We start from the raw sequence: 23,896 nt of genomic DNA on the forward strand, positions 1-23,896 counted from the left end.
ATGCCGTCCTTGTCCTTCGTTTATACGTCCGGCCTTTCGTTGTAGCCGTATGTCACGGCCTTCACAGGTGTGCCGGCCGTGCGGCCGGATTGCGCGTCGTTCAGCGAATCGCCGATAGTGACCGCCTGGGCAGGCGCCACGCCTAGCCGTTCGCAGGCATGCAGTACCTGGTCCGGATCGGGCTTGCGGCGCGCACAGGTGTCGCCGCACACGACCACGGAAAAAAAGCCGGCCAGACCGACGCGCGTGAGCAGCGGGCCCGTAAATTCCGTGGGCTTGTTGGTGACCACGGCCAGCTTCAGGCCCTGGACCTGCATGGCCCGCAGGCCGTCGATCACGCCGTCGTAGACCGTGGCCATATCGCCGTTGACCAGCGTGTAATGACGGCGGAACGAGGCGCGGCCTCGCGCGAACAGGTCTCGGCCGAGATCGTCGTCCGGCATCGCATCGACATGCAGCGAGCCCGCCAGCGTGCGGCGCACCAGATAGTCCATGCCCTTGCCCACGAACGTGGTCAGCACTTCCAGGCCCAGCGGCGGCATACCCAGCTCGACGCGCATGGCGTTGGCGGCGGCAGCCAGGTCGGGAATGGAGTCGACCAGCGTGCCGTCCAGGTCCAGCAGCACGGCGAGGATGGGCGGCCGATTTTGTGTCATGCCCGCGCGCTCTGCGCTTCGCCGAGGGCGATCTGCTCGCGCAGCGCCTTGATCACGGCCCGATAATCGGGTTTGCCGAAGATCGCCGAGCCGGCCACGAAGGTGTCGGCGCCCGCCGCGCGGATCTCGGCGATGTTGTCCACTTTCACGCCGCCGTCGACTTCCAGCAAAATGGGCTGGCCGCCTTCCTGCGTCCAGCGCTCGATGCGCGCGCGCGTCTGGCGCAGCTTGTCGAGCGTGGCCGGGATGAACGACTGGCCGCCGAACCCCGGGTTGACCGACATCAGCAGCACCACGTCGAGCTTGTCCATCACATAGTCCATGTACGACAGCGGCGTAGCCGGATTGAACACCAGCCCGGCCTTGCAACCGTTGTCGCGGATGAGCGCGAGCGTGCGGTCGACGTGGCGCGAGGCCTCGGGGTGAAAGGTGATGATGTCTGCGCCGGCCTTGGCGAACTGCGGCACGAGGGCATCGACCGGCTCGACCATCAGGTGCACGTCGATGGGCGCTTGCACGTGCGGGCGTATGGCCGAGCACACCATGGGGCCGATAGTGAGATTGGGTACGTAATGGTTGTCCATTACGTCGAAGTGGATCCAGTCGGCGCCGGCGTCGATGACGCTGCGCACTTCCTCGCCCAGGCGGGAGAAGTCGGCGGACAGGATGCTGGGGGCGATGCGGGCCGTGGCGGCCGAGGGCGTGGACATGGTGTTCGGGGCTTCCGAGGGCATAATGTGCAGTATTGTATTTTCCCCGAAAGCCTTGCGGGACTGCCCCTTGAAACCCTACAACCTGACCGTCTCCGTCACGCCGCGATTCGTCCCGGAAGAGTCCAAGCCCGGCCAGCAGCTGTATTTGTTCGCCTATACGGTTCGCATCACCAATTCCGGCGAATTTCCGGCGCAGATCATCAGCCGGCACTGGATCATCACCGACGACAACCAGCAGGTGCGAGAAGTAAGCGGCCTGGGCGTGGTGGGCCAGCAGCCTCTGCTCGCGCCCGGAGAAACTTTCGAATACACCAGCGGCTGTCCCTTGCCCACGCCCATGGGCACCATGAAGGGCACCTACCATTGCGTGGGAGAGAACGGCATTCCGTTCGACGTCCCCATCGCAGAATTCCTGCTTTCCATGCCGCGGACTCTGCATTGAGCCCAGGTTCGACCCGGTTTTTCATGAAGCGTCTTATCCGCCGTTTTTTCCTGGTTCTGGTCGCCGCTGTCCTGGCAGCCTGCACCACCACTCCCGAAAAGCCTCCTGCCCCCCTTCCCGGTGCCGGTGCGCCGTCGTTGGAAGGTCCTCTGGTCGTGCCGCCCCTGTCGGCCCTGCCCGAGACGGCGCCGCGGCCCCTGTCCGGCAAGTTCGCGCGCGTCGCCTGGACCGATGTGCCGGGCTGGAGCGACGACGATCTGTCCGGTTTCTGGCCGGCCTTTCTGCGCGATTGCCGCGGACTGATGCGGCCGGTGAGCGGCAGCCTGGCCATGCCCGCGCGCGCCGCGCCGCGCGCCTGGCAGCCGGTCTGCGCCGCGGCGGCAGCACAAGGCGCGAGCGATCCCGCAGCGGTGCGCCGTTTTCTTCAGGCATGGCTGCAGCCCTGGCGCCTGAACGGGCCCGACAACAGGCCGGCCAGCAATCTGGTCACCGGCTATTACGAGCCGATGGTCAGCGGCTCGCTGCAGCGCGGCGGCCCGTACCAATGGCCTTTGTATGCGGTGCCCAATGATCTGCTCACCATCGACCTGGGCTCGGTCTATCCCGACCTGGCGGGCAAGCGCATACGCGGCAAGCTGGTGGGCCGCCGCGTCGTGCCCTATGACTCGCGCGCGCAGATCGAGGCCTCGGACCACAAGCCGCCGGTATTGGTCTGGATCGACGATCCCGTCGATAATTTCTTTCTGCAGGTGCAAGGCTCCGGCCTGGTGCGCCTGACGTCCGGGCCCGATGCCGGGCAGATCCTGCGCCTGGCCTATGCCGATCACAATGGCCGGCCTTATGTGTCCATCGGCCGCTGGCTGGCCGATCATGGGCAGATGCCGCTGTCGCAGACTTCCATGCAGAACATCCGTGCCTGGGCCAGGCGCAATCCGGCGCGCGTGCAGGAAATGCTCGATGCCAATCCGGCCGTGGTGTTTTTCCGCTCCGACAGGTTGAGCGACCCCTCCCTGGGGCCGAACGGCGCCTATGGTTTGCCGCTGACGCCCAAGCGTTCGATCGCGGTGGACGCGCATTTCGTGCCCCTGGGCACTCCCGTGTTCCTGGCCACCACCGAGCCGGGCTCGAGCCTGCCCATGCCTCGCCTGGTGCTCGCGCAAGACACCGGCACGGCGATCCAGGGCGCGGCGCGGGCCGATTTCTACTGGGGCTCGGGTGACGAAGCCGGGCGACAGGCGGGCCGCATGAAACAGCGCGGCCAGATGTGGTTGTTGTGGCCCAAGCAGGCCGGGGAGCCGTCGGCGCGATGAAACCTCAAATACTTGTTTGCGGCGCGGGCATCGTGGGCCTGTCGTGCGCGCTGGCCCTGGCTCGCAAAGGGCAGCGCGTGGCTGTGCTGGCTCCGCGCGGCGACGTGCCGGCGGCGCAGGCCGATGTCTATCACCCGCGCGTCTACGCCATTTCTCCGGCCAGCCAGCGGCTGCTCGACGGACTTGGCGTCTGGCACATGCTGCCGTCCGCGCGCATCGCGCCCGTGCAGGCCATGGAAATCTACGGCGACGGCGACGGACGAGTCGATCTGCATGCCTGGCAGGCCGCGCAGGAGAACCTTGCTTGGATCGTCGAATCGGGCGAGATCGAGCGCGTGCTGATCCAGGCCGTGCGCATGTTCGGCATCGAATGGCTGGACGATCGCTGCGAGACTTGGCGTGACGGCGAGGTCGAGACGGCCGCCGGCCGCCGGATGCAGGCCGAGCTATTCGTCGGCGCCGACGGCGCCGCCTCCCGGCTGCGCGAATCCGCCGGAATCAAACACGAATCCCGCCCCTACCACGATATCGGTCTGGTGACGCATCTGGATGCCGAACGGCCGCATCAGAGTACGGCCCTGCAATGGTTCCGCGACGACGGCGTACTGGCGCTTTTGCCGCTGCCCGACACCGCCGCCGGCCCGCAGGTGTCCATGGTCTGGTCCATGCGCAAAGCGCAGGCCGAGGCTTTGCTCGCTTTGCCTCACCAAGAGCAGGCCGCCGAGCTGGAAAATCGACTGGCGCATGCCGCGCAGGGCCGGTTGGGCGCATTGCGCATGCGCGGCGCCCTGCACGGCTTCCCGTTGTCGGTGGATCAGTCGCAGATGACCGGCCCGGGCATCGCCCTGGTGGGCGACGCCGCGCACCGCGTACACCCCTTGGCGGGACAAGGCCTGAACCTGGGGCTGGGCGACGTACAGGCCTTGGCCGAGGCGGTCTGCCAGCGCGAAAATTTCCGCGCGGCAGGCGATGCCCGCGTGCTGCGCCGCTATCAGCGTGCCCGGGCCGAGCCGGTGCTGGCCATGCGCCTGGCCACCGACGGCCTGCACCGTCTGTTCGGCATCCAGGCCGCGCCGCTGGCCTGGCTGCGCAATGCCGGCATGCGCTGGGTCGACGCGTTGCCTTTCGTGAAACGACAACTGATAGAAGGCGCTTCGCGCAATTGAGCGCAGCGCCGTACCGGAGTCCTTCGATGATCCCCGCTTCTCTGCGCAAATTCGCCGTGGCCTTGTGCGCCGTGGCGTCGCTTGCCGCCTTTGCCGCAGGCGCTCGCGCCGCCGAACCGGCAGCCGCCAGTTCCGCCGATCCGGCCGCCGCAGCCGTGAAAGAGCGCTTTCACCAGCGCTTCCCCGACCTGGATGTAGGCCGCGTAAGCGCCACGCCTTATGGCCTCTATGAGGTGCAGGTCGGCATGAACATGGTCTACACCGACGCAAAAGTCAGCTGGGTTCTGGAGGGGCATCTTATCGACGCGATGACGCGGCGCGATGTCACCAAAGCCAGCATTCAATCGCTGTCCAACATCGCTTTCGACCAACTGCCGCTCAATCTCGCGATCAAGAAGGTGCAGGGCAACGGCAAGCGCCGCGTCGCCATCTTCGAAGATCCCAACTGCGGCTACTGCAAGCAGCTGCGCCATACACTGCAGCAGGTCGACAACGTCACCATCTACACGTTCCTGTATCCCATCCTGGCGCCCGATTCTGCCGAAAAATCGGCTGCCATCTGGTGCGCGAAGGATCCGGCCGACGCTTGGGACGACTGGATGCTCAAGGGCAAGATGCCGGCCGCGGACGTGCCGTGCAAGGCGCCGCTCGATAAATTGATGGCTTTGGGCCAGAAGCTGATGGTGACCGGCACCCCCACGCTGTATTTCGCCGACGGCACGCACATCAGCGGCGCGCTGCCGCTGGACATGCTGCAGGCCAGACTCGACGGGCGGAGCGAGCAGGACTAAAACCTGGCGGCGCCGATAGGAGCGGATCATGCGCATAGCGATATTGGACGACTACCACGGCGTGGCGCAACGCTATGCCGATTGGACGGCCCTGGGGCCTCACGCGAACGTGCAGGTTTTTCACGAATACCTGGCCGAAGGCCCAGGCCGCATCGAGACGCTGACGCCTTTCGACGTGATCGTGGCCATGCGCGAGCGTACGCCGTTCCCCGCAGCGCTGATCGAGGCGCTGCCCAATCTCAAGCTGCTGGTCACCACCGGCATGCGCAACAACGCCATCGACATGACGGCGTGCAAGGCGCGCGGCGTACTGGTGTGCGGCGCGCCGGGCAACAACCAGGCCGTGCATGCCACCGCTGAGCTGGCCTGGGCATTGATTCTGGCCTTGTTCAAGCGCATTCCCCAGGAACAAAGCGCCATGCGTGCCGGCCTCTGGCAAACCGGCATGCCGCAGATCCTGGCCGGCAAGCGTCTGGGCCTGGTGGGCCTGGGCAAGCTGGGCGCGGCTACCGGCGCGGTCGGCAAGGCCTTCGGCATGGACGTGGTGGCCTGGAGCCCCAATCTGACCGACGCGCGCGCGCAGGAGGCGGGCTTCGAACGCGTGGACAAGCAGGACCTGTTCGCCACCTGCGACGTGATCAGCCTGCATCTGGTGTTGAGCCAGCGCACGCGGCATGTGGTGGACGCGGCGGCCCTGGCCGCCATGAAGCCTACGGCGTTTCTGGTGAACACCTCGCGCGCAGGCTTGGTGGATCAGAAGGCATTGTTCGCCGCCTTGCGCGAAGATCGTTTGGCGGGGGCGGGTCTAGATGTGTTCGAGGTCGAACCCTTGCCGGCGGATGATCCGATGCGCTCGATGGACAAGATCGTTCTCACGCCGCATCTGGGCTATGTGAACGAACCCAATTTCCGCGATTTCTATACCAATGCGGTCGAGGCGGTGAAGGCTTGGGTACAGGGAACGCCGGTTCGGGTGCTGTCTTGAGTTGAGTTCTTGAGTGGCTGCGACATGCCGCGGCTACTCAAGACTCAAGAACGCAGGCCGCTGAACCGGATCGTTTTCTCGATGAGGTTGTCATCGGCGCCGTCGCAGGCCTGCGCAGCGTCTTCCTCCGGATCCTCGCGATCGAAGGCGATATCGCCGTTGGCGTCGGGCAGACCGGTGGGCTTTAGGCCCGCGAAGTCGAACAGCTCGCGGTCCATCAGGTGCGAAGGCACCACGCGCGACAGCGAATTGAAGATGTTCCAGGCGCGCCCCGGATGTTTGCGATCCCACTCGTTCAGCATGCGCGAGACTTCCTTGCGCTTGAGGTTTTCCTGCGAACCGCAGAGATTGCAGGGAATGATGGGAAACCGTTTGAGCTGGGCATAGGCAATCAGGTCGCTCTCGGGCACGTAGGCCAGTGGCCGTATCACCGTGTGCCGGCCGTCGTCCGAGATCAGCTTGGGCGGCATGCCTTTCATCTTTCCGCCGTAGAACAGGTTGAGGAAGAACGTGCCCAGGATGTCGTCGCGATGGTGGCCAAGCGCGATCTTGGTCGCGCCCAGCTCGCCCGCCACGCGATACAAAATGCCGCGCCGCAGCCGCGAGCACAGCGAGCACATCGTCTTGCCTTCGGGAATGACGCGTGTGACGATGGAATACGTGTCCTGCGTCTCGATATGAAAGGGCACGCCCAGTTCGGTTAAATACGCAGGCAGCACGTCGTCCGGGAAGCCCGGTTGTTTCTGATCGAGGTTGACGGCGATGAGCTCGAACGGGAAGGGCGCACGTTTTTGCAGCGCCATCAGGATGTCCAGCATCCCGTACGAATCCTTGCCCCCCGACAGGCACACCATCACGCGGTCGCCCGCCTCGATCATGCTGTAGTCGGAGATCGCGCGCGTCACCTCGCGCGCCAGTCGCTTCGAGAGCTTGTCGCCCTCGCGCTTGGCTTTCAATTCGGCTGTGTTAAGAAAAACAGGGGTATCCATGACATTGCTCAACGACGCGTCTGTATTTCCACACCCACCGCCGCGCAATCCGAAAACGCCATGGGCTTGCTGATCCGCAGCTTGACCGCATTGATGTCCGGGAACTCGGCCAGCAGCCGCTCCGCGATCTGCTCGGTCAAGGTTTCCAGCAGATTCACGTGGGCGCGCGTGCACTGATCGATAATGGTTTCACGCAGACTTCGGTAGTCGAGCACGCTATGAATGTCGTGGTCGTCGGTCTTGTGCATGATGTCCACGTCGAATTCGGCGTCGATATGCAAGGGCTGCGTGGCGCGGCGTTCGTGCTCGAGTATGCCGACGCGGGCGTCGAGCGCCAGACCTGAGAGAATGATGCGGCGGGTCAGCATGATCTCGAAAGCAAAATGGGGAAAACCTCATTGTAAGGCGTGACTACAATCGACTCTCACGGACAGCTCAAGAACATGCAACAGGTATACGACGCGGTGATCGTTGGGGGCGGGCCGGCCGGTGTGTCGTGCGCCGTTTGGCTGGCGCGCCTGGGCTTGGCGCCCTTGCTGATCGAGGCCGGCGAGCGCCTGGGCGGACTGACGGCCACCAATCCTTTTACGGACGACTGGACCGCCGTGCTTCCCGGGGCTACCGGGTTGCAGGTTGCCGCCAACCTGGAGCAAAGCGCGCGCGCGGCGGGCGTGCCCGTTGTTCTGCGCTCGCCTGTCGCGCGGGTTCGCATCGAAGAAAACCTCTTCGTCGTCGAGCCGATCGAGCCGCCCGAGGCCAGGCTATCCGGCGTGACACGAGACAAGACTGCGCGCGGTCGAGCCCTGGTTATCGCTTCCGGCGTGTTGGCGCGCAATCTGGCGGGCTATCCGCCGCAGGCGCGCTGGCCCGGCGTGCTGGTGGGACCGGGTTCGGCCATCGTGGCGCAGGACTACGCCGGCCTGTCAGTGGCCGTGCTGGGCGGCGGCGACAATGCCTTCGAAAATTTCGTCTATGTGCGCGGCTGCGGCGCGAAAACAGTGCACCTGTACTCGCGCACCGTGCGCGCGCAAGCGCAATGGATCTGACGCGCCGGCGACGTCGGCGTGCATCGCGGCGACTACGACGTCGACCCCGTCGCGCGCACGGTCAACGGCCGTCGCTACGACCTCATCCTGGTGTTCTACGGCTGGGAACCGCAGGCAGCCTTCGCCGACGACCTGAATCTGGCGCGCGACGAGCGCGGCTATATCCGCACCGACGCCGCCACCGCGCAGGCGAGCCTGCCCGGCGTCTACGCCATAGGCGAAGTCGCCAATCGCATGCACCCCTGTGTGGTCACGTCCATGGCCGACGGCGTCGTGGCTGCCAAGGCCATACAGCGCAAGCTGGGCCGCTAGGCGGCGCGGGCATCGCCCGCGGCCGCGCAGTCATGCCAGCAGCCCCTTGGCGATCGTGTTGCGCTGAATTTCGCTGGTGCCGGTCACGATCCGGTACAGGCGCAGGCGGCGGAAGATGAATTCCACAGGGTGATTTTTGGTGACGCCCACATTGCCGTGGATCTGCATGGCCTTGTCGGCAATCTCGAAGCAGCGCTCCGAGACGAAAAGCTTGCACATCGACGCGGTCTCGCGCACATCATCGCCGGCATCGGCCCGTTCTGCCGTGGCCAGCACCATTTGTTCGCACGCATAGAGCGCTGTCGCCATGTCGGCCAGCATGTGCTGGATGGCCTGAAAGCGGCTGATGGGGCCGCCGAATTGCTGCCGATGGTGCGCGTAGTCCAGCGCCAGCCGCAGAGCCTGGCGTGCCAGGCCTATCATCGTCGGGCAATGCAGCAGCCGGTTCACGCTGACCCGGTTCATCGCGATCTTGAAGCCTTTGCCGGGTTCGCCGATCAGATTTTTACGGGGCACGCGCACCTGATCGAAGGTGATGTCGGCGTCGACATACTGGCCTGTCATCGGCACGCAGTCGTAGCTCAAGCGCACGCCGGGCTGATCCAGGTCTATCAATATCGCGGAGATGCCGTCGGCGCCCTTGTCCGGATCGGTGACGCACATGACCACGGCGAAGTCGGCAAAGGTGGAGGCCGAAATGTAATGCTTGACGCCGTTGACGATGTAGTCGTCGCCATCGATGACGGCGGTGGTCATCAGGCGCGACGCATCCGATCCGGATTGCGGTTCCGTCATGGCGAAGCAGGCGCCTCGCTCGGCGTTGACCACCGGCAGAATGTAGCGGTCGCGCTGATAGGGTGTGGCGTATTGCGCCAGGCTGCCGATGCGCGACGGGCCGCCCCAGTCTCCCAGAACGTGAGGGAACAGAATCGCGCCCGACGCGGCCACATCGTCTTTCAGCACGCATAGAGACCGCAGGCTCAGACCTTGTCCGCCCAAGTCGGCCGGCAATTGCGGTCCGTACAGACCCAACGCGCGCGCGCGTTGCCATACCGAGCGCACCAGTTCCCGCGGGAATTTGTCTTCATAGCCCAGCCCCATCGATTTTTCCATGGGAATGAGCTCGTCGTGCAGGTAGCGCTGCAGCGTTTCGCGCAGAGAGCGCAGTAGTGGATCGTCAATGCGTGTCATGATGTTTTCTCCTCGATACCGCAAGCTTGACAGTCCGCAATCGGGTCGCGATTATCTTTCCCGGGTTGTCGATAACCGGGCGGAATCATGAGACTGGAAGACCTGGACTATTTCCTGGCGGTGGCGCGTGCGGGCCACATGGGAAGAGCGGCCGACGAACTCGGCGTCAGCCAGCCTGCGCTGACCAAAGGCATACGCCGACTGGAGCAGGAACTGCGTCTGCAGCTCTTCCATCGCACGCCCAAAGGCATGGAGCTGACCATGCCAGGGCAGGCCTTCTTTCTGCGCTCGACCCAGGCGCGGCGCAGCCTGGACGATGCACTGCGGGAAGCAGGCGACCTGCACAGAGGGACGGTCGGTCTGGTGCGCGTCGGCGTCACGCCGCTGCTGGCCGAGCCTTTTTTCAATCCGGCCTGTGTCGCGTTGCTGGCCCAGCGTCCTGCGGCGCGTGTCAACGTCATGGTCAATCTCAACGATGCGCTGCTGTCTTGCCTGCGACAGGGCGGCCTGGACATGGTGATCTGTTCTTTGCACGCGGCTGCGGCGTCGGACGAGCTGGACAGCGTGCCGCTTTTTGTCGACGACCTGTACGTCGCCGCCCGAGCCGGCCATCCCCTCTTTGGCCGCAGCCGCATCGGCCTGGCCGATCTTGCGCCTTATCGCTGGATCCTGCCGGGCCCCCAGGTGGCGGCCCGCCGCTGGCTGGAATCCTGTTTCAGGCAGCATGGATTCGAACCGCCGAATGTGACCGTCGAATCCAACGCTTCCGTCGCCAGCCTGGCGAGCATCCTGCTCAACACCGACCTGCTTACGGTCGTCAGCGAAATCACGCTGGCATCGGCGACCGGCAAGGGGTTGAGCGCAGTGCCGCTGGAAGACCTCATCTGGCATCGCGAGATAGGTCTGCTGACGCTGCGCGGCGCATACCGGTCGCCGCTGGCGGAGCGTCTGATGGAGATCTTGCGCGAGCACGGAGCCGCCCGCCATGTTCGCTTGCCCGCCACCGATGCGGCGGGCATTGCGGCGCGCCGCACGAGCCGATCGGGGTAGATCGGCCTCAATTCGCGTGCAGACCCAATTTCTCGATCAGCGGGCCGTAACGGTCCGATTCGCGTCGGACCCGGTGCGTCAACTGTTCCGGCGTGCCGCCGATGGCGGTGAACGACTGTGACTGCAGCGCCTGCTTCACCTGGGGATCGGCCAGTGCGGCCAGAACGGCCTGGTTCAGTCGGGAGATCACCGCCGACGGCGTACCCTTGGGCACCGCCACGCCAGCCCAGCTTCCGCTGTTGTAGTCCGGGTAGCCCGACTCCGCCACAGTGGGCACATCAGGCAAGGCCGCATCCCTGTTCGCGCTGGTGATCGCAATCGCCCGAACCTTGCCGGATTTGATCAGCGGCATGGCGGGCGATACCGCGATCACGCCGACATTGATCTGTCCGCCCGCCAGGTCGGTCAGCATATTGGCTCCGCCCCGGTAGGGCACGTGGACGGCATCGATGCCGAAATGCCGTTTGATCATTTCGAAAGTCAGATTCATGGATGAGCCCAGGCCTGGGCTGCCATAGCTCAATATGCCGGGATGCGCCTTGCCGTAGGCGGCCAGTTCCCGCAGCGTGTGTACCGGCAGCTGGGTGGAAACCAGGATGATGTGGGGAGAGAGGCTGATGCCCGACACCATGGCGAAGGCGCCCACGGGGTCATAGGCCAGATGAGGCATCAGATGCTTGGCGATAGGGAAATTTTCGCCGTATTCCAGCAGCGTATAGCCGTCGGGCGCGGCGATGGCGACCTTCGCGCCGGCCACCGTGCCTGCCGCGCCGCTGTCGTTTTCCACGATCACGCTTTGTCCCAGATTCCGGCTCATCGGCTTGGCGACCAATCGGGCGACATAATCCAGCTGGCCGCCGGCCGAGAACGGCACAATGAAACGTATGGGTTTGGATGGATAGCCGTCCGCATGGGCCGGTGGCACCAGCAGCGCCAGCATTGCCGGCGCCATGGCGGCCAGCAGGCGAAGTTTCGAATAGCGTGTCGGCATGCGATGTCTCCTGTTTTTGGGTATGGGACGGCGGCGGTTTTTCGCCGCCCGATCCCGCCGCGTCTTCCTCGACGGGGCACTGTTAGATGTAACCCCGCGCGCCGTTCGCGCCGATGCCGCGATGGCGCAATCCGATAACCACGCGGCATGTCCGGCGTCGATAACGCGGCGGTATCGGATTGCGTCGTCCCGTTATGCGCTGCAGGCCACGCATCGCGCACCATGCGGTCTCCAGGAACCGGGCTATCCAACCGCCCTCGCAAGGAGAATCGCCATGAATCAAGGACGCTATACCACCCGCAACGCGCGCTACTGGCGCGATCGTCCGGCGATCATATTCGGCGATCGCATCATCAGCTTCGGCGAACTGGAAAGCCGCTCCAACCGGCTGGCCAATGCGCTGCTCGGTTTGGGTCTGATCAAAGGCGACCGGGTCGCCATCCTTGCCTGGAACTGCCCCGAGATCATCGAGCTGGAATGCGCGCTTTACAAGGCCGGTCTGGTCAAGGTGGCGCTGAACGCACGGCTGTCGGCGGCCGAGGTGGTCGACACGGTCAGCAATGCCAGGGTTGCTGTGCTCATCGTCGATCTGGCCCATGCCGACCTGGTCGACCGTGTGCGCGACGAGCTGGGCGGCGTGCGGCACCGGATCGTGACCGGTGCGCGGGATATGGGGGCCTGGCGCGCTTATGAGAACCTGCTTGCCTTGGCCGCCGATCGCAATCCGGACATCGAGATGGCCGCCGACGATCTGGCCGTGCTGCACTTCACCTCCGGGTCCACGGGCAAGCTCAAAGCAGCCATGCAGACGGTTGGAAACCGCCTGGCGTCGCTGCGCAAGGTGGTGATGGGGCGCATGCGGGCCGAGCCGGGCGAGGTGCTGGCGCTGGCCGGCCCCATTACGCACGCCAGCGGCATGTTCATGCAGCCATTTCTGTTCCAGGGCGGCACCATTCTGCTGCATGACCGTTTCGATCCTCAGGCGTTCCTGGCTTCGGCGGCTCGGCATCGCGCGGCTTTCAGTTTCATGGTTCCCACCATGGTCAATATGTTGATCACGCAGCCCGATCTGCATCGATACGACCTTAGCGCGCTACGTCAGATCTCTTATGGCGGAGCCCCCATGGCGCCGGCCCGCATACGCGAAGCCTGGGAAACCCTCGGGCCTCTGTTCAGCCAAGGCTACGGCGCCGGCGAGACGACCGGCGGATTGGTCATGCTCAGCAAGGCCGATCATGCGTATGCAATGGCCTCGCGGCCCGAATTGCTCAGTTCCTGCGGACGCACTTTCGGGGAAGGCGAAATGCGTCTGGTCGCGGAAGACGGCAGCGAAGCCGCGACGGGCGAAGTGGGCGAAATTACGGTGCGTGGCCCCGATGTTTTCGCCGGCTATTGGGGCGAGCCCGAGTTGAGCGCGCAGGCGCTGCGCGACGGCTGGCTTCATACCGGCGATCTGGCGCGCATGGACGAGGAGGGCTACTTGTTCATCGTCGATCGCAAGAAAGACATGATCATCACCGGCGGCTTCAATGTCTATCCCACAGAGGTCGAGCAGGCTTTGTATCAGCACCCCGCCGTCTATGAGGCCTGCGTATTCGGCGTGCCCGACGACACCTGGGGCGAGGCGGTCAAGGCTGTGCTGGTGCTCAAGCCGGGCAGCAATGCGACCGAGCGCGAACTGGCCGAGCATTGCAAAGCGCACCTGGCCGATTTCAAGAAGCCGCGCAGCATCGATATCGTCCTCGAGCTGCCGAAGAACGGCAACGGCAAGTTGGCGCGCAAGCAATTGCGCGATACCTACTGGGAAGGACAGGCGCGCCGGGTAGGGTAGCGGGCCGCGAAGCGGCGCGCCCGCCTCGGGCGGATCAGGCCGCGTCGGTGAGCACGCAATCCAGCGCCGCCGGCGCGCTGAGTCGAACCGTGAAGATGCGCAGCTCGTCGCGCCGGAACACATGCACCTGCACACGCTCGCCCGCCTGGTATTGCGACAGCAGCACGTCCAGCCCGGCCGGCGCATCCACGCGCAATCCATCCACCGCCACCAGCACGTCGCCTGCCGACAAGCCGGCCTTGTGCGCCGCGCCGCCCTCCAGCACCGTGGCCAGCGCCAGTCCGTCGCCCTGTTTGCGCACACGCACATCCATGGAAGGAATCGGCGAGGCGGTTTTCCATTGCAGCGTCACGCCGGCCGTCGCCAGCAGTTCGGCCAGCGGCACGTCGTCGGTGCCATAGGCGTAGCGCGCCACGAAGCGGCGCACGTCCACACCGGTGGCCTCGCGCACCAGCGCGGGGAAGCCCTCTTCATCCAGGCCTTGCTGTTTGCCTCGATAAAAATCGCGGCCGTAGCGTTGCCACAGCAGGCGCATCACGTCGTCCAGCGAATGCCGTCCGCCGCTTTGCCGGCGCAGGGTCAGATCCAGCCCCAACGCCACCAGTGAACCCTTGGTGTAGTAGCTGACAATGGCATTGGGCGAGTTTTCGTCCTGTTTGTAATAACGCGTCCAGGCGTCGAAGGAGCTCTCGGCCACCGACTGCTTCTTGCGGCCGGGCGCACGCGCCACGCCGGTAATGGTCTTGGCCAGCATGCGCAGATAGTCCGCACGGGTGATGCGGCCCGAACGCAGCAGCAGCAGATCGTCGTAGTACGACGTGAAACCCTCGAAGATCCATAAAAGGCGCGTCAGATCGGCCCGCGACAATCCGTAGGGCACGAAGGCCGCCGGCTTGATGCGCTTGACGTTCCAGGTGTGGAAATATTCGTGGCTCACCAGGCCCAGGAAGGTACGGTAGCCCTCGCCCTGGCCTTGCTGGCCGATGACGGGCAGATCTTTGCGCGTGGCCATCAGCGCCGTGCTGGCGCGATGCTCCAGGCCGCCGTAGCCGTCGCCTGTGACCATGGTCATGAACACATAGCGATCCGTGCTGTCGAGAAAGGGTGCGCGCTTGGTTCGCGGCTCGAAGAAGGCGATCTCGGTTTCGCAAATGGCCTGAACGTCGTTGGCAATGCGCTTGAGATCCAGTCGGGGAATCTCGCCGGTGAACACCAGCTCGTGCAGGGCGCCGTGCGCGGTGAAGCTTGCGACCTTCGGCGTGCCCATTTCTACCGGATAGTCGATCAGCGCATCATAGTCGGGCGCCCGATACAGGCCGAAGCCATGCCGCCGCGCCGCGCCCCGCATGCTGCGGGCCTCGGGCAGCGCGGTGTAGACCTTCCAGTGTTCCAGCCCCGGCGGGGCGACGAGATCGAGCAGGCAAGGTTCGTGTTCCTGCCCTTCGACACGCAGGAACACGCTGGTGCCGTTGAAAAAGGCGTGCGTCTCGTCCAGGTGGGCGCCGCGCACGGACAGGTCCCACGCATAGACGGTGTATTCGACTTCGAGCGGACCGTCGCAAGGCGCGGCCTGCCAGGTGTGGTTGTCGAGTTTTTCCACGCGCACCGTCCGGCCGCGGCTCTTGGCTGCAAGCGTCTCGATCTGGCGCGAGAAATCGCGGATCAGGTAGCTGCCGGGTATCCACGCCGGTAGGGCGAATTTCTGGCCTTCGGGATCGGGCTGCGCCACGGCGAGCGTGATACGGAAGCGGTGTCCGGCAGGGTCGTGGGGCTGCAGGCGATAGAGAATGGCGGTATCGTTCATGTCTAATATCTTAATTCCGACCGCCAGGAGACATACCCGTGAGCGAATCCTTTGTTCTGGCCGAGACCCGCGGCCGCGTGGGGCTCTTGACCCTGAACCGTCCCAAGGCCCTCAATGCGCTCAACGACACCCTGATGGACCAGCTGGGCGCAGCCCTGCTCGCCTTCGATGCCGACGACGCCATCGGCGCCATCGTCATCACCGGCAGCGAAAAGGCCTTCGCGGCGGGCGCCGACATCGGCGCCATGAAAGACTGGTCGTACATGGACGTCTACGTCAGCGAATACATCACCCGCAACTGGGAGACGCTCAAGCGCGTGCGCAAGCCGGTAATCGCGGCGGTGGCGGGCTATGCCCTGGGCGGGGGATGCGAGCTTGCCATGATGTGCGACATCATCATCGCGGCCGATACGGCCAAGTTCGGCCAGCCCGAGATCAAGCTGGGCGTCATTCCCGGTGCCGGCGGCACGCAGCGCCTGCCTCGCGCGGTCGGCAAAGCCAAGGCCATGGACATGGTACTCACCTCGCGCATGATGGGCGCCGAGGAGGCCGAGCGAGCCGGCCTGGTCTCGCGCGTGGTTCCCGCCGACAAGATGCTCGACGAGGCCATCGAGGCTGCCACGGTCATCGCTTCCATGTCGCTGCCGTCGGCCATGATGGCCAAGGAGTGCGTCAACCGTGCCTACGAAGGCACGCTGGCCGAAGGCATCCTGTTCGAGCGCCGGGTGTTTCATTCGCTGTTCGCGACCGAAGACCAGAAAGAAGGCATGGCCGCCTTCGTAGAAAAGCGTGCCCCGTCGTTCAAGCATCGCTGAGCCGTGTTTTTTCCCGCAGTCCAAGGCGACGGGTGCCTGACAGTGGGCTTGCTAATTTGCGGTGCAGCAGAAAAACAAGCTATACTTGATAGGTTTGATGCTTAGCGAAAACGATTAGCGAAGCACGTTTTCAGGTGCGAATTGCAAGCTGACGCATAACGACACAAGGTGGGGCCGAGCGATCTGGCGCCACCTTTTGTTGTCTGTAGGCCCAAAGGCAAAAAGCCTTCGGGCGTCAAAACGGCTGGCAATTGAATAAAAGCGCATGTGATTCGTGATGATGCAAGAAGATAGCAGCAACATCGAAGCTGAAGCAGAGTGGGGGCCTCCCATCGTCCTGTCTGATCAAGAGCGCCAGGCACTTGATGCGCAGGCTTGCCGGGATATGCTCTTCATTCTGGCAGCCCAGGCGGTAATGGGGCTGCTCGCGGCGGCGCTTGCTGGATTGTGGGGAGGAGCGGCAGCGGGGCTGTCGGCATTGATCGGGGCGGGGGCCTACTGGTTTCCCAATGCGTTTTTTGCGCTGCGCCTGCTGGTCAATGTCGTCCGGTCGACACGGGCCAATCCTTTTGCCTTCCTTTTCGGCGAGCTTGCCAAGCTGCTGCTGACGGCGCTTTTTCTGGGTCTCGCGGCCTGGTATGCGCGAGGTTGGCTGGTGTGGCCGGCGGTGCTGGCCGGCCTGGTGCTCACCTTGAAGGGCTATCTTCCGTTTATGTTGTTGCGCAGGCGGTCAAGGCAGTAGGCAGTACCAAGAATACAAATGCGCGGTCGTTGGCGCCGGGCTCCACGCGGGGCAGCGCAAGCGGCCCGCCAGGGTAAACAGCAAGAAGATAGGATTTTCCATGGCTGCAGAAAGCGGTGTATCGCCCCAGGCGGAGTACATACAGCACCACTTGGTGCATCTGAACAACCTCGGCGAAAAGCAGACCACGATTGCCCAGTTCAACATCGTCAATTACGACTCGGTGTTCTGGTCGATCCTGACGGGCCTCGCGGTGGTGCTGTGCCTGTGCTATGTCGCGCGCCGTGCCTCGGCCGGCGTCCCGGGCCGCTTTCAGGCCGCGGTCGAGATGGTTGTCGACATGGTCGATGATCAGGCCAAGGGCATCGTCAACAACGTCAAGAGCCGCCTGTTCGTCACCCCCTTGGCGCTTACCGTGTTCTTGTGGATCGCCGTGATGAACGCGCTCGATCTGCTGCCGGTCGATCTGCCTGGCACGATCTTCCACGCCCTGGGCTGGGGCCGCCATCATGGCGATTTCCTGTATTACCACCGCATTCTGCCGACGGCCGATTTGAACGTGCCCTTGGGCATGTCGCTGGGCGTGCTGCTGCTGATGGTCTACTCCGGCATCAAGATCAAGCGCCCGGGCGGTTTCGTCAAAGAGCTGTTTACCGCTCCGTTCCATGCGCACGGTATTGGCGGCGTGGTTCTGGCCCCCATCAACCTGTTGATGAACATCATCGAATACGCCGCCAAGTGCGTGTCGCTGGGCATGCGGCTGTTCGGTAATATGTTCGCCGGCGAACTGCTGTTCCTGCTGATCGCTCTCCTGGGCGGCGCCTGGACGGGCTTTAACGGTACCAGCATCGCCTTGGGCGTCGGTCAAATCCTGGCCGGTTCCATCTGGTCCATCTTCCACATCCTGATCGTGCTTCTGCAGGCCTTCATCTTCATGATGCTGACCCTGGTGTACATCGGCCAGGCCCACGAAGGACACTGATTTTCCCTTTTTCGGCGCGGGCCAGAGGTGCGCGTCGGGCCGCAAGAGTTTCTTGCATAGAGCAGTACCCGTTTTCAAATTTGATTTCAGATATTTAACCAAGGAGTTGTCATGACCAACGTCGCTTTCGTTGCCCTCGCTTGCGGTCTTATCATCGGTCTGGGCGCCATCGGCGCTTGTATCGGCATTGGCCTGATGGGCGGTCGCTACCTGGAAGCCTCGGCTCGCCAGCCCGAACTGATGAACGCCCTGCAGACCAAGATGTTCCTGCTGGCCGGCCTGATCGACGCCGCGTTCCTGATCGGCGTGGGTATCGCCATGTTGTTCGCCTTCGCGAACCCCTTCGCTGGTTAAGCACGGGCCTGGCCATCGATGATGGCCGAGCTCGCGTCCGGGTCGTAGCCGGATGCGGGTTTTTGATTGTCGAGAGCTTCGGAACGCCGTGAGTGCGTCCGAAGCCAAGGTGTTAAAGGAACGACCGTGAATCTGAACGCGACGATCTTTTTCCAGATGATCGTGTTCTTCATTCTGGGTTGGTTCACGATGAAATTCGTGTGGCCCCCATGATGAAGGCGATCGACGAGCGCCGTCAGAAAATCGCTGACGGCTTGGCTGCTGCCGAGAAGGGTAAGGCCGATCTGGCCCAGGCCCAGGCTCGCGTCAGCCTGATGGAAGCGTCTGCCAAATCTGAAAACCATGCCCGCATGGCCGAAGCCGAAAAGCAGGCTGCCTCCATGATCGAGCAAGCCCGCCGCGAAGCCGAAGCCGAGCGTGCCCGCATCGTGGCTCAGGCCGCGCAGGACGCCGCTCAAGAAGTTCAGCGAGCCCGCGACGCGCTGCGCGACGACGTGGCGGCCCTGGCCGTCAAGGGCGCTGCGCAGATCCTCAAGCGCGAAGTCGACGCGCGCGCCCACGCCGAGCTGCTCGAACAGCTCAAGGCGCAGCTTTAATTGGTGATGCGGAACTGACATGGCTGAACTTTCCACTGTCGCCCGTCCCTACGCCGAGGCCTTGTTTCAGGCGGCCAGCGACGACAAGGCCCTGGGCCTGTCGGGCTGGGCCGAACTGATCGGTCAAATGGCGCAGGTCGCAGCGAACCCCGATGTGCGCGAAGCCATGAGCGATCCGCGCCTGGACGACGCGCAGCGCGCCGAAGTCTTTGGCGGCCTGCTCAAGGACTTGAAGAGCGAGACGTCCGCGTCGGCCGGCAATCTCATCCAGTTGCTGGTGCAGAACGATCGACTGCTGCTGCTGCCCGAGATCGCCGAGCAATTCATTGCGTTGAAAAATCGCCATGAAGGCACGGCGCAGGCGGAAATCGTCAGCGCGTTCGAGCTTTCCGATGCCCAGGTCAAAGATCTGGTCGTCGCTCTGGAAGGCAAGTTCGGCCTCAAGCTCAAGCCCCACGTCACGGTCGATCCTTCGTTGATCGGCGGCGTGCGCGTAGCCGTGGGTGACCAGGTGCTCGACACTTCCGTGCAAGCCCAACTGACCCGCATGCGCGACATGCTGGCCGCGTAGCCCTAACCCACGCAGCCAGTCACATACAGGATTCCAGGAGTCAATATGCAACTCAATCCCTCCGAGATCAGCGAACTGCTCAAGAGCCGCATCGAGGGCCTGGGCGCTTCGACTGATGTTCGTACCCAAGGCGCCGTCGTGTCCGTGACCGACGGCATCACCCGCATCCACGGTCTGTCCGACGTGATGCAGGGCGAAATGCTCGAATTTCCCAACAACGTCTACGGCGTGGCGCTGAACCTCGAGCGCGACTCGGTCGGCGCGGTGATCCTGGGCGATTACACCGGCGTGTCCGAAGGCGACCAGGTCAAGACCACCGGCCGCATTCTCGAAGTGCCGGTCGGGCCCGAACTGTGCGGTCGCGTGGTCAACACGCTGGGCCAGCCCATCGACGGCAAGGGTCCGATCAACACCAAGCAAACCGACATCATCGAAAAAGTGGCCCCGGGCGTCATTGCCCGCCGCTCGGTGTCGCAGCCGCTGCAAACCGGTGTCAAGGCGATCGACGCCATGGTGCCGATCGGCCGCGGCCAGCGCGAACTGATCATCGGCGACCGCCAGACCGGCAAGACTGCCGTCGCGGTGGACGCCATCATCAGCCAGAAGGGCAAGGACGTCACCTGCGTGTACGTTGCCATCGGCCAAAAAGCCTCGACCATCAATAACGTGGTGCGCAAGCTCGAAGAGCATGGCGCGATGGAATACACCATCGTCGTGGCCGCCGCCGCCTCCGATTCGGCTGCCATGCAATATCTGGCCGCCTACGCCGGCTGCACCATGGGCGAATATTTCCGCGACCGCGGCGAAGATGCCCTGATCGTTTACGACGATCTGACCAAGCAGGCCTGGGCCTACCGCCAAGTGTCGCTGCTGCTGCGCCGCCCGCCTGGCCGCGAAGCCTACCCCGGCGACGTGTTCTACCTGCATTCGCGTCTGCTCGAGCGTGCCGCTCGCGTCAATGAAGAGTATGTCGAGAAGTTCACCGGCGGCGCCGTCAAGGGCAAGACCGGTTCGCTGACCGCCCTGCCGATCATCGAAACGCAAGCCGGCGACGTGTCCGCCTTCGTGCCGACCAACGTGATCTCGATCACCGACGGCCAGATCTTCCTGGAAACCGACCTGTTCAACGCCGGCGTGCGTCCCGCTATCAACGCCGGCATTTCGGTGTCCCGCGTGGGTGGCGCCGCTCAGACCAAAGTCGTCAAGAAACTGTCCGGCGGTATCCGTACCGACCTGGCCCAGTATCGTGAACTGGCCGCCTTCGCGCAGTTCGCCTCCGATCTGGACGACGCCACGCGTCGTCATCTCGAACGCGGCAAGCGCGTGGTCGAACTGCTCAAGCAGCCCCAATACCAGCCGCTGCAGGTCTGGGAACTGGCCGTGTCGCTGTTCGTGGTCAACAACGGCTACCTGGACGACATCGACGTTGCCCAAGTGCTGCCCTTCGAAAAGGCCCTCAAGGACCAGCTCAAGGCCAAGCACGCGGATCTGATCCAGCGTATCGAAGATACCAAGGAACTGGCCAAGGGCGACGAAGCCGAGCTCACCGCGGCCGTCGTGGAATTCAAGAAACACGGTGCTTACTAAGTAACGGGAAAGCGCAATGCCCGGAATCAAGGAAATCCGCACCAAGATCAAGAGCGTGCAAAACACGCGCAAGATCACCAAGGCGATGGAGATGGTCGCCGCATCCAAGATGCGCAAGGCGCAGGAACGGATGCGCGCAGGCCGCCCCTATGCCGACAAGGTGCGCGACATCGCTCTGCATCTGATGCAGGCCAACCCTGAATACAACCACCCCTTCCTCGAAGAACGCGAGATGAAGGCGGTGGGCGTGGTCATGGTTACCACAGACAAAGGTCTGTGCGGCGGCCTGAACACCAACATCAGCCGCGTGGTGCTGGCCAAGCTCAAAGAGTTTCAGCAAAAGAGCATCGCGGTGCAGACCACGGCTCTGGGCAACAAAGGCCTGGGCTTGCTGACCCGCATCGGCACCAAGCTGGTTTCGCAGGAAATCCATCTGGGCGACGCGCCCAACATGGAACGCCTGCTGGGCGCCATCAAGGTTCAGATCGACGCCTACCTCGCGGGCCGCATCGATGCGCTCTACCTGGCTACCACGCGCTTCATCAACACGATGCGCCAGGAACCGACCTTCGTGCGTGTGCTGCCCCTATCCGGCAGTCTGGACGATCCTTTCCAAGCCGGCATATCCGCCGAGCAGACCGAAGGCGCGAAGCTGCCGACTACGCATGGCTGGGACTATCTGTACGAGCCCGATGCCCAGACCGTCATCGACGATCTGCTGCAGCGCTACATCGAAGGCCTGCTGTATCAGGCGGTCGCCGAAAACATGGCCTCCGAGCAGTCGGCTCGCATGGTGGCCATGAAGGCAGCGTCGGACAACGCCAAGAAGGTCATCGGCGAACTGCAGCTGGTCTACAACAAGACCCGCCAGGCGGCGATCACCAAAGAAATTTCGGAAATCGTGGGGGGCGCGGCGGCCGTCTAAGGCCCTCGCCACCTAATACAAGCTATCAAGCAAGGAATCGACATGAGCAACGGAACCATCGTTCAGTGCATCGGCGCCGTGGTGGATATTCAGTTCCCCCGCGATCACATGCCCAAGATCTACGAAGCGCTCACCCTGGTTGACGCCGGTGAAGACGCGTTCGCCGAGAAGGGCCTGACCTTCGAGGTGCAGCAGCAGCTTGGCGACGGCGTTGTCCGTACCATTGCCCTGGGCTCGAGCGACGGCCTGCGCCGCGGCATGGCCGTGGCCGGCACCGGCGCTCCGATCTCGGTGCCCGTCGGGTCCGGCACGCTGGGCCGCATCATGGACGTGCTGGGTCGTCCCATCGACGAAGCCGGCCCGATCGCCCACGAAGAAAAGCGCGCCATTCACCAGCACGCCCCGAAGTTCGACGAACTGTCGCCTTCGGTCGAGCTGCTGGAAACCGGCATCAAGGTTATCGATCTGGTCTGCCCCTTCGCCAAGGGCGGCAAGGTGGGTCTGTTCGGCGGCGCCGGCGTGGGCAAGACCGTCAACATGATGGAATTGATCAACAACATCGCCAAGCAGCACAGCGGCCTGTCGGTGTTCGCCGGCGTAGGCGAGCGCACCCGCGAAGGCAACGACTTCTATCATGAAATGGAAGAGTCGAACGTGCTGGACAAGGTCGCGATGGTGTTCGGCCAGATGAACGAACCGCCGGGCAACCGCCTGCGCGTGGCGCTGACCGGCCTGACGATGGCTGAGAAGTTCCGCGACGAAGGCCGCGACATCCTGTTCTTCGTCGACAACATCTACCGCTACACCCTGGCCGGCACCGAAGTGTCCGCTCTGCTGGGCCGTATGCCTTCCGCCGTGGGTTACCAGCCTACCCTGGCCGAAGAAATGGGCGTGCTGCAAGAGCGCATCACCTCGACCAAGACCGGCTCGATCACCTCGATCCAGGCCGTGTACGTTCCTGCGGACGACTTGACCGACCCCTCGCCCGCCACGACCTTCCAGCACTTGGACTCGACCGTCGTGCTGTCTCGCGACATCGCCTCGCTGGGCATCTACCCTGCCGTCGATCCGCTCGACTCCACCAGCCGCCAGCTCGACCCGCAAGTCGTGGGCGAAGAGCACTACCAAGTGGCACGTGGCGTGCAGCAAACGCTGCAGCGCTACAAGGAACTGCGCGACATCATCGCGATTCTGGGCATGGACGAACTGTCGCCGGAAGACAAGCAGGCCGTGGCCCGCGCTCGTAAGATCCAGCGTTTCCTGTCGCAGCCTTTCCACGTGGCTGAAGTGTTCACCGGTTCGCCCGGCAAGTACGTGCCCCTGGCCGAGACCATCCGCGGTTTCAAGATGATCGTCAATGGCGAGTGCGATGCGCTGCCCGAGCAGGCCTTCTATATGGTCGGCTCCATCGACGAGGCCTTCGAAAAGGCCAAGAAGCTGCAATAAGCGGCGCTAAAAGGAATACGCATGGCTAACCTTCAAGTGGACGTCGTCAGTGCGCATGAAGCGATCTTCTCCGGCGAGGCGAAGTTCGTGGTGCTGCCTGGCGAATCGGGCGAACTGGGTATCCTGCCCGGTCACACCCCGCTGATCTCGCGCATTCGTCCCGGCACGGTCAAGATCGTCCGCCCCGACAACAGTGAAGAACTGGTCTTTGTCGCAGGCGGCATTCTGGAAGTGCAGCCGGGAGGCGTGACGGTACTGGCCGACACCGCCATCCGCGGTGCCGATCTGGACGAAGCCCGCGCCGTGGAAGCCCGCAAAAAGGCCGAAGAGGCCCTGCGCAACGCCAAGGACAAGGCCGACATCGCCGTGGTCGAGGCCGAGCTGGCCATGTTGGCCGCCGAAGCCGCCGCTGCGCGTAAGGTCCGCCAGGGTCGCTCAATGCATTGATCGGTCGCCTGCGGGCGATTCGCGCCGCGCATGCGGCCATGGCAGGGCGGGCTCAGGCCCGCCTTGTTCATTTTGGCTATGCGTACTTCCCACACTGCGGCAAGTGCGAATAGCCCTATCCTGACTCGTTGCTTAATCTAACTTCCGATCTTAT

Annotated in this window: 23 protein-coding genes and 3 pseudogenes; 18 read left to right on the top strand and 8 right to left on the bottom strand. The window is 63.9% G+C overall.

Annotated elements, in window-relative coordinates:
• Positions 1–23: 23 nt before the first annotated feature.
• Together gph and rpe are read right to left on the bottom strand one after the other, a co-directional pair.
• Positions 24–656: pseudogene (gph, locus tag ACTHJ1_RS16185) on the bottom strand (phosphoglycolate phosphatase); the annotation flags it as partial.
• Positions 653–1,390: a ribulose-phosphate 3-epimerase gene (rpe, locus tag ACTHJ1_RS16190; RefSeq protein ID WP_440194400.1), complete on the bottom strand. Its 738-nt coding sequence runs from the start codon at positions 1,388–1,390 to the stop codon at positions 653–655. The gene rpe and the pseudogene gph, both read right to left, overlap by 4 nt.
• A gap of 46 nt (positions 1,391–1,436) precedes the next feature.
• Here rpe and apaG point away from each other — a divergent pair, with 46 nt between their 5' ends.
• The 5 genes from apaG to ACTHJ1_RS16215 are packed head-to-tail and all read left to right on the top strand — an operon-like array spanning position 1,437 to position 6,063.
• Positions 1,437–1,811 carry a Co2+/Mg2+ efflux protein ApaG gene (apaG, locus tag ACTHJ1_RS16195; protein WP_440194403.1) on the top strand — a complete coding sequence of 125 codons (375 nt, stop codon included), beginning with the start codon at positions 1,437–1,439 and terminating at the stop codon, positions 1,809–1,811.
• A 23-nt stretch (positions 1,812–1,834) separates the two neighbouring features.
• Positions 1,835–3,121 (top strand): murein transglycosylase A, encoded by a 1,287-nt coding sequence (gene mltA, locus ACTHJ1_RS16200; RefSeq protein WP_440194406.1) that lies wholly within the window; start codon positions 1,835–1,837, stop codon positions 3,119–3,121.
• On the top strand, positions 3,118–4,287 hold the full coding sequence (locus ACTHJ1_RS16205) for a UbiH/UbiF family hydroxylase (protein WP_440194409.1): 1,170 nt from the start codon (positions 3,118–3,120) through the stop codon (positions 4,285–4,287). Before mltA ends, ACTHJ1_RS16205 begins: the two co-directional genes overlap by 4 nt.
• A 26-nt stretch (positions 4,288–4,313) precedes the next feature.
• Positions 4,314–5,078: a DsbC family protein gene (locus tag ACTHJ1_RS16210; RefSeq protein WP_440194412.1), complete on the top strand. Its 765-nt coding sequence runs from the start codon at positions 4,314–4,316 to the stop codon at positions 5,076–5,078.
• Positions 5,079–5,106: 28 nt separating this feature from the next.
• Positions 5,107–6,063: a D-2-hydroxyacid dehydrogenase family protein gene (locus tag ACTHJ1_RS16215; RefSeq protein ID WP_440194415.1), complete on the top strand. Its 957-nt coding sequence runs from the start codon at positions 5,107–5,109 to the stop codon at positions 6,061–6,063.
• A gap of 44 nt (positions 6,064–6,107) precedes the next feature.
• Here ACTHJ1_RS16215 and ttcA read toward each other — a convergent pair whose 3' ends face one another.
• Positions 6,108–7,052: a tRNA 2-thiocytidine(32) synthetase TtcA gene (ttcA, locus tag ACTHJ1_RS16220; RefSeq protein ID WP_440194418.1), complete on the bottom strand. Its 945-nt coding sequence runs from the start codon at positions 7,050–7,052 to the stop codon at positions 6,108–6,110.
• An 8-nt stretch (positions 7,053–7,060) separates the two neighbouring features.
• Positions 7,061–7,420, bottom strand: a complete 360-nt coding sequence (gene folB, locus ACTHJ1_RS16225) for a dihydroneopterin aldolase (RefSeq protein WP_440194421.1) — start codon at positions 7,418–7,420, stop codon at positions 7,061–7,063.
• Between the two features lie 75 nt (positions 7,421–7,495).
• On the opposite strand from folB, the pseudogene ACTHJ1_RS16230 reads away from it, so the two are divergent.
• A pseudogene (locus tag ACTHJ1_RS16230) lies at positions 7,496–8,410 on the top strand (NAD(P)/FAD-dependent oxidoreductase).
• 30 nt (positions 8,411–8,440) lie between these two features.
• On the opposite strand, the gene ACTHJ1_RS16235 reads toward ACTHJ1_RS16230, so the two are convergent.
• Positions 8,441–9,604: an acyl-CoA dehydrogenase family protein gene (locus tag ACTHJ1_RS16235; RefSeq protein WP_440194470.1), complete on the bottom strand. Its 1,164-nt coding sequence runs from the start codon at positions 9,602–9,604 to the stop codon at positions 8,441–8,443.
• An 84-nt stretch (positions 9,605–9,688) separates the two neighbouring features.
• Between ACTHJ1_RS16235 and ACTHJ1_RS16240 the strand changes: the two genes are divergently transcribed.
• Complete coding sequence (locus ACTHJ1_RS16240) at positions 9,689–10,651, top strand: LysR family transcriptional regulator (RefSeq protein WP_440194424.1); 963 nt, start codon at positions 9,689–9,691, stop codon at positions 10,649–10,651.
• A gap of 7 nt (positions 10,652–10,658) precedes the next feature.
• On the opposite strand, the gene ACTHJ1_RS16245 is transcribed toward ACTHJ1_RS16240, so the two are convergent.
• The gene (locus ACTHJ1_RS16245; protein ID WP_440194427.1) at positions 10,659–11,642 is read right to left on the bottom strand and encodes a Bug family tripartite tricarboxylate transporter substrate binding protein; all 984 of its coding nucleotides are present in this window, start codon (positions 11,640–11,642) and stop codon (positions 10,659–10,661) included.
• A gap of 274 nt (positions 11,643–11,916) precedes the next feature.
• Between ACTHJ1_RS16245 and ACTHJ1_RS16250 the strand changes: the two genes are divergently transcribed.
• The gene (locus ACTHJ1_RS16250; protein ID WP_440194430.1) at positions 11,917–13,473 is read left to right on the top strand and encodes an AMP-binding protein; all 1,557 of its coding nucleotides are present in this window, start codon (positions 11,917–11,919) and stop codon (positions 13,471–13,473) included.
• A gap of 34 nt (positions 13,474–13,507) precedes the next feature.
• Here the strand turns inward: ACTHJ1_RS16250 and ACTHJ1_RS16255 are convergent, their stop codons facing one another.
• Positions 13,508–15,277, bottom strand: coding sequence for a M61 family metallopeptidase (locus ACTHJ1_RS16255; RefSeq protein ID WP_440194433.1), 1,770 nt, complete (start codon positions 15,275–15,277; stop codon positions 13,508–13,510).
• 38 nt (positions 15,278–15,315) lie between these two features.
• Between ACTHJ1_RS16255 and ACTHJ1_RS16260 the strand changes: the two genes are divergently transcribed.
• The 4 genes from ACTHJ1_RS16260 to atpE all read left to right on the top strand — a co-directional run bounded on the left by ACTHJ1_RS16260 (position 15,316) and on the right by atpE (position 18,170).
• Positions 15,316–16,092 (top strand): enoyl-CoA hydratase, encoded by a 777-nt coding sequence (locus tag ACTHJ1_RS16260; RefSeq protein WP_440194436.1) that lies wholly within the window; start codon positions 15,316–15,318, stop codon positions 16,090–16,092.
• Between the two features lie 277 nt (positions 16,093–16,369).
• Entirely contained in the window at positions 16,370–16,834 is a 465-nt protein-coding gene (locus ACTHJ1_RS16265; protein WP_440194439.1) for an ATP synthase subunit I, read from the top strand.
• Positions 16,835–16,934: 100 nt separating this feature from the next.
• Positions 16,935–17,816 carry a F0F1 ATP synthase subunit A gene (atpB, locus tag ACTHJ1_RS16270; protein ID WP_440194442.1) on the top strand — a complete coding sequence of 294 codons (882 nt, stop codon included), beginning with the start codon at positions 16,935–16,937 and terminating at the stop codon, positions 17,814–17,816.
• Between the two features lie 111 nt (positions 17,817–17,927).
• Positions 17,928–18,170: a F0F1 ATP synthase subunit C gene (gene atpE, locus ACTHJ1_RS16275; RefSeq protein WP_019937693.1), complete on the top strand. Its 243-nt coding sequence runs from the start codon at positions 17,928–17,930 to the stop codon at positions 18,168–18,170.
• On the opposite strand, the gene ACTHJ1_RS16280 is transcribed toward atpE, so the two are convergent.
• Entirely contained in the window at positions 18,167–18,343 is a 177-nt protein-coding gene (locus tag ACTHJ1_RS16280) for a hypothetical protein (protein WP_440194476.1), read from the bottom strand. The genes atpE and ACTHJ1_RS16280 overlap by 4 nt on opposite strands.
• On the opposite strand from ACTHJ1_RS16280, the pseudogene ACTHJ1_RS16285 reads away from it, so the two are divergent.
• The 6 genes and pseudogenes from ACTHJ1_RS16285 (at position 18,297) to ACTHJ1_RS16310 (ending at position 23,742) form a co-directional block, all read left to right on the top strand.
• A pseudogene (locus ACTHJ1_RS16285) lies at positions 18,297–18,766 on the top strand (F0F1 ATP synthase subunit B). The gene ACTHJ1_RS16280 and the pseudogene ACTHJ1_RS16285 overlap by 47 nt on opposite strands.
• Positions 18,767–18,785: 19 nt before the next feature.
• The gene (locus tag ACTHJ1_RS16290; RefSeq protein ID WP_440194446.1) at positions 18,786–19,337 is read left to right on the top strand and encodes a F0F1 ATP synthase subunit delta; all 552 of its coding nucleotides are present in this window, start codon (positions 18,786–18,788) and stop codon (positions 19,335–19,337) included.
• Positions 19,338–19,382: 45 nt separating this feature from the next.
• Positions 19,383–20,924 (top strand): F0F1 ATP synthase subunit alpha, encoded by a 1,542-nt coding sequence (gene atpA, locus ACTHJ1_RS16295; protein ID WP_440194449.1) that lies wholly within the window; start codon positions 19,383–19,385, stop codon positions 20,922–20,924.
• Positions 20,925–20,940: 16 nt separating this feature from the next.
• Positions 20,941–21,849 carry a F0F1 ATP synthase subunit gamma gene (gene atpG, locus ACTHJ1_RS16300; RefSeq protein ID WP_440194452.1) on the top strand — a complete coding sequence of 303 codons (909 nt, stop codon included), beginning with the start codon at positions 20,941–20,943 and terminating at the stop codon, positions 21,847–21,849.
• A 42-nt stretch (positions 21,850–21,891) separates the two neighbouring features.
• The gene (gene atpD / locus ACTHJ1_RS16305) at positions 21,892–23,295 is read left to right on the top strand and encodes a F0F1 ATP synthase subunit beta (RefSeq protein WP_440194455.1); all 1,404 of its coding nucleotides are present in this window, start codon (positions 21,892–21,894) and stop codon (positions 23,293–23,295) included.
• A 21-nt stretch (positions 23,296–23,316) separates the two neighbouring features.
• A complete protein-coding gene (locus ACTHJ1_RS16310) occupies positions 23,317–23,742 on the top strand; it encodes a F0F1 ATP synthase subunit epsilon (protein ID WP_440194458.1) in 426 nt (141 codons plus the stop codon).
• Positions 23,743–23,896: the final 154 nt, after the last annotated feature.

It is taken from the genome of Bordetella sp., assembly GCF_051960075.1.
GTDB lineage: Bacteria > Pseudomonadota > Gammaproteobacteria > Burkholderiales > Burkholderiaceae_B > Bordetella.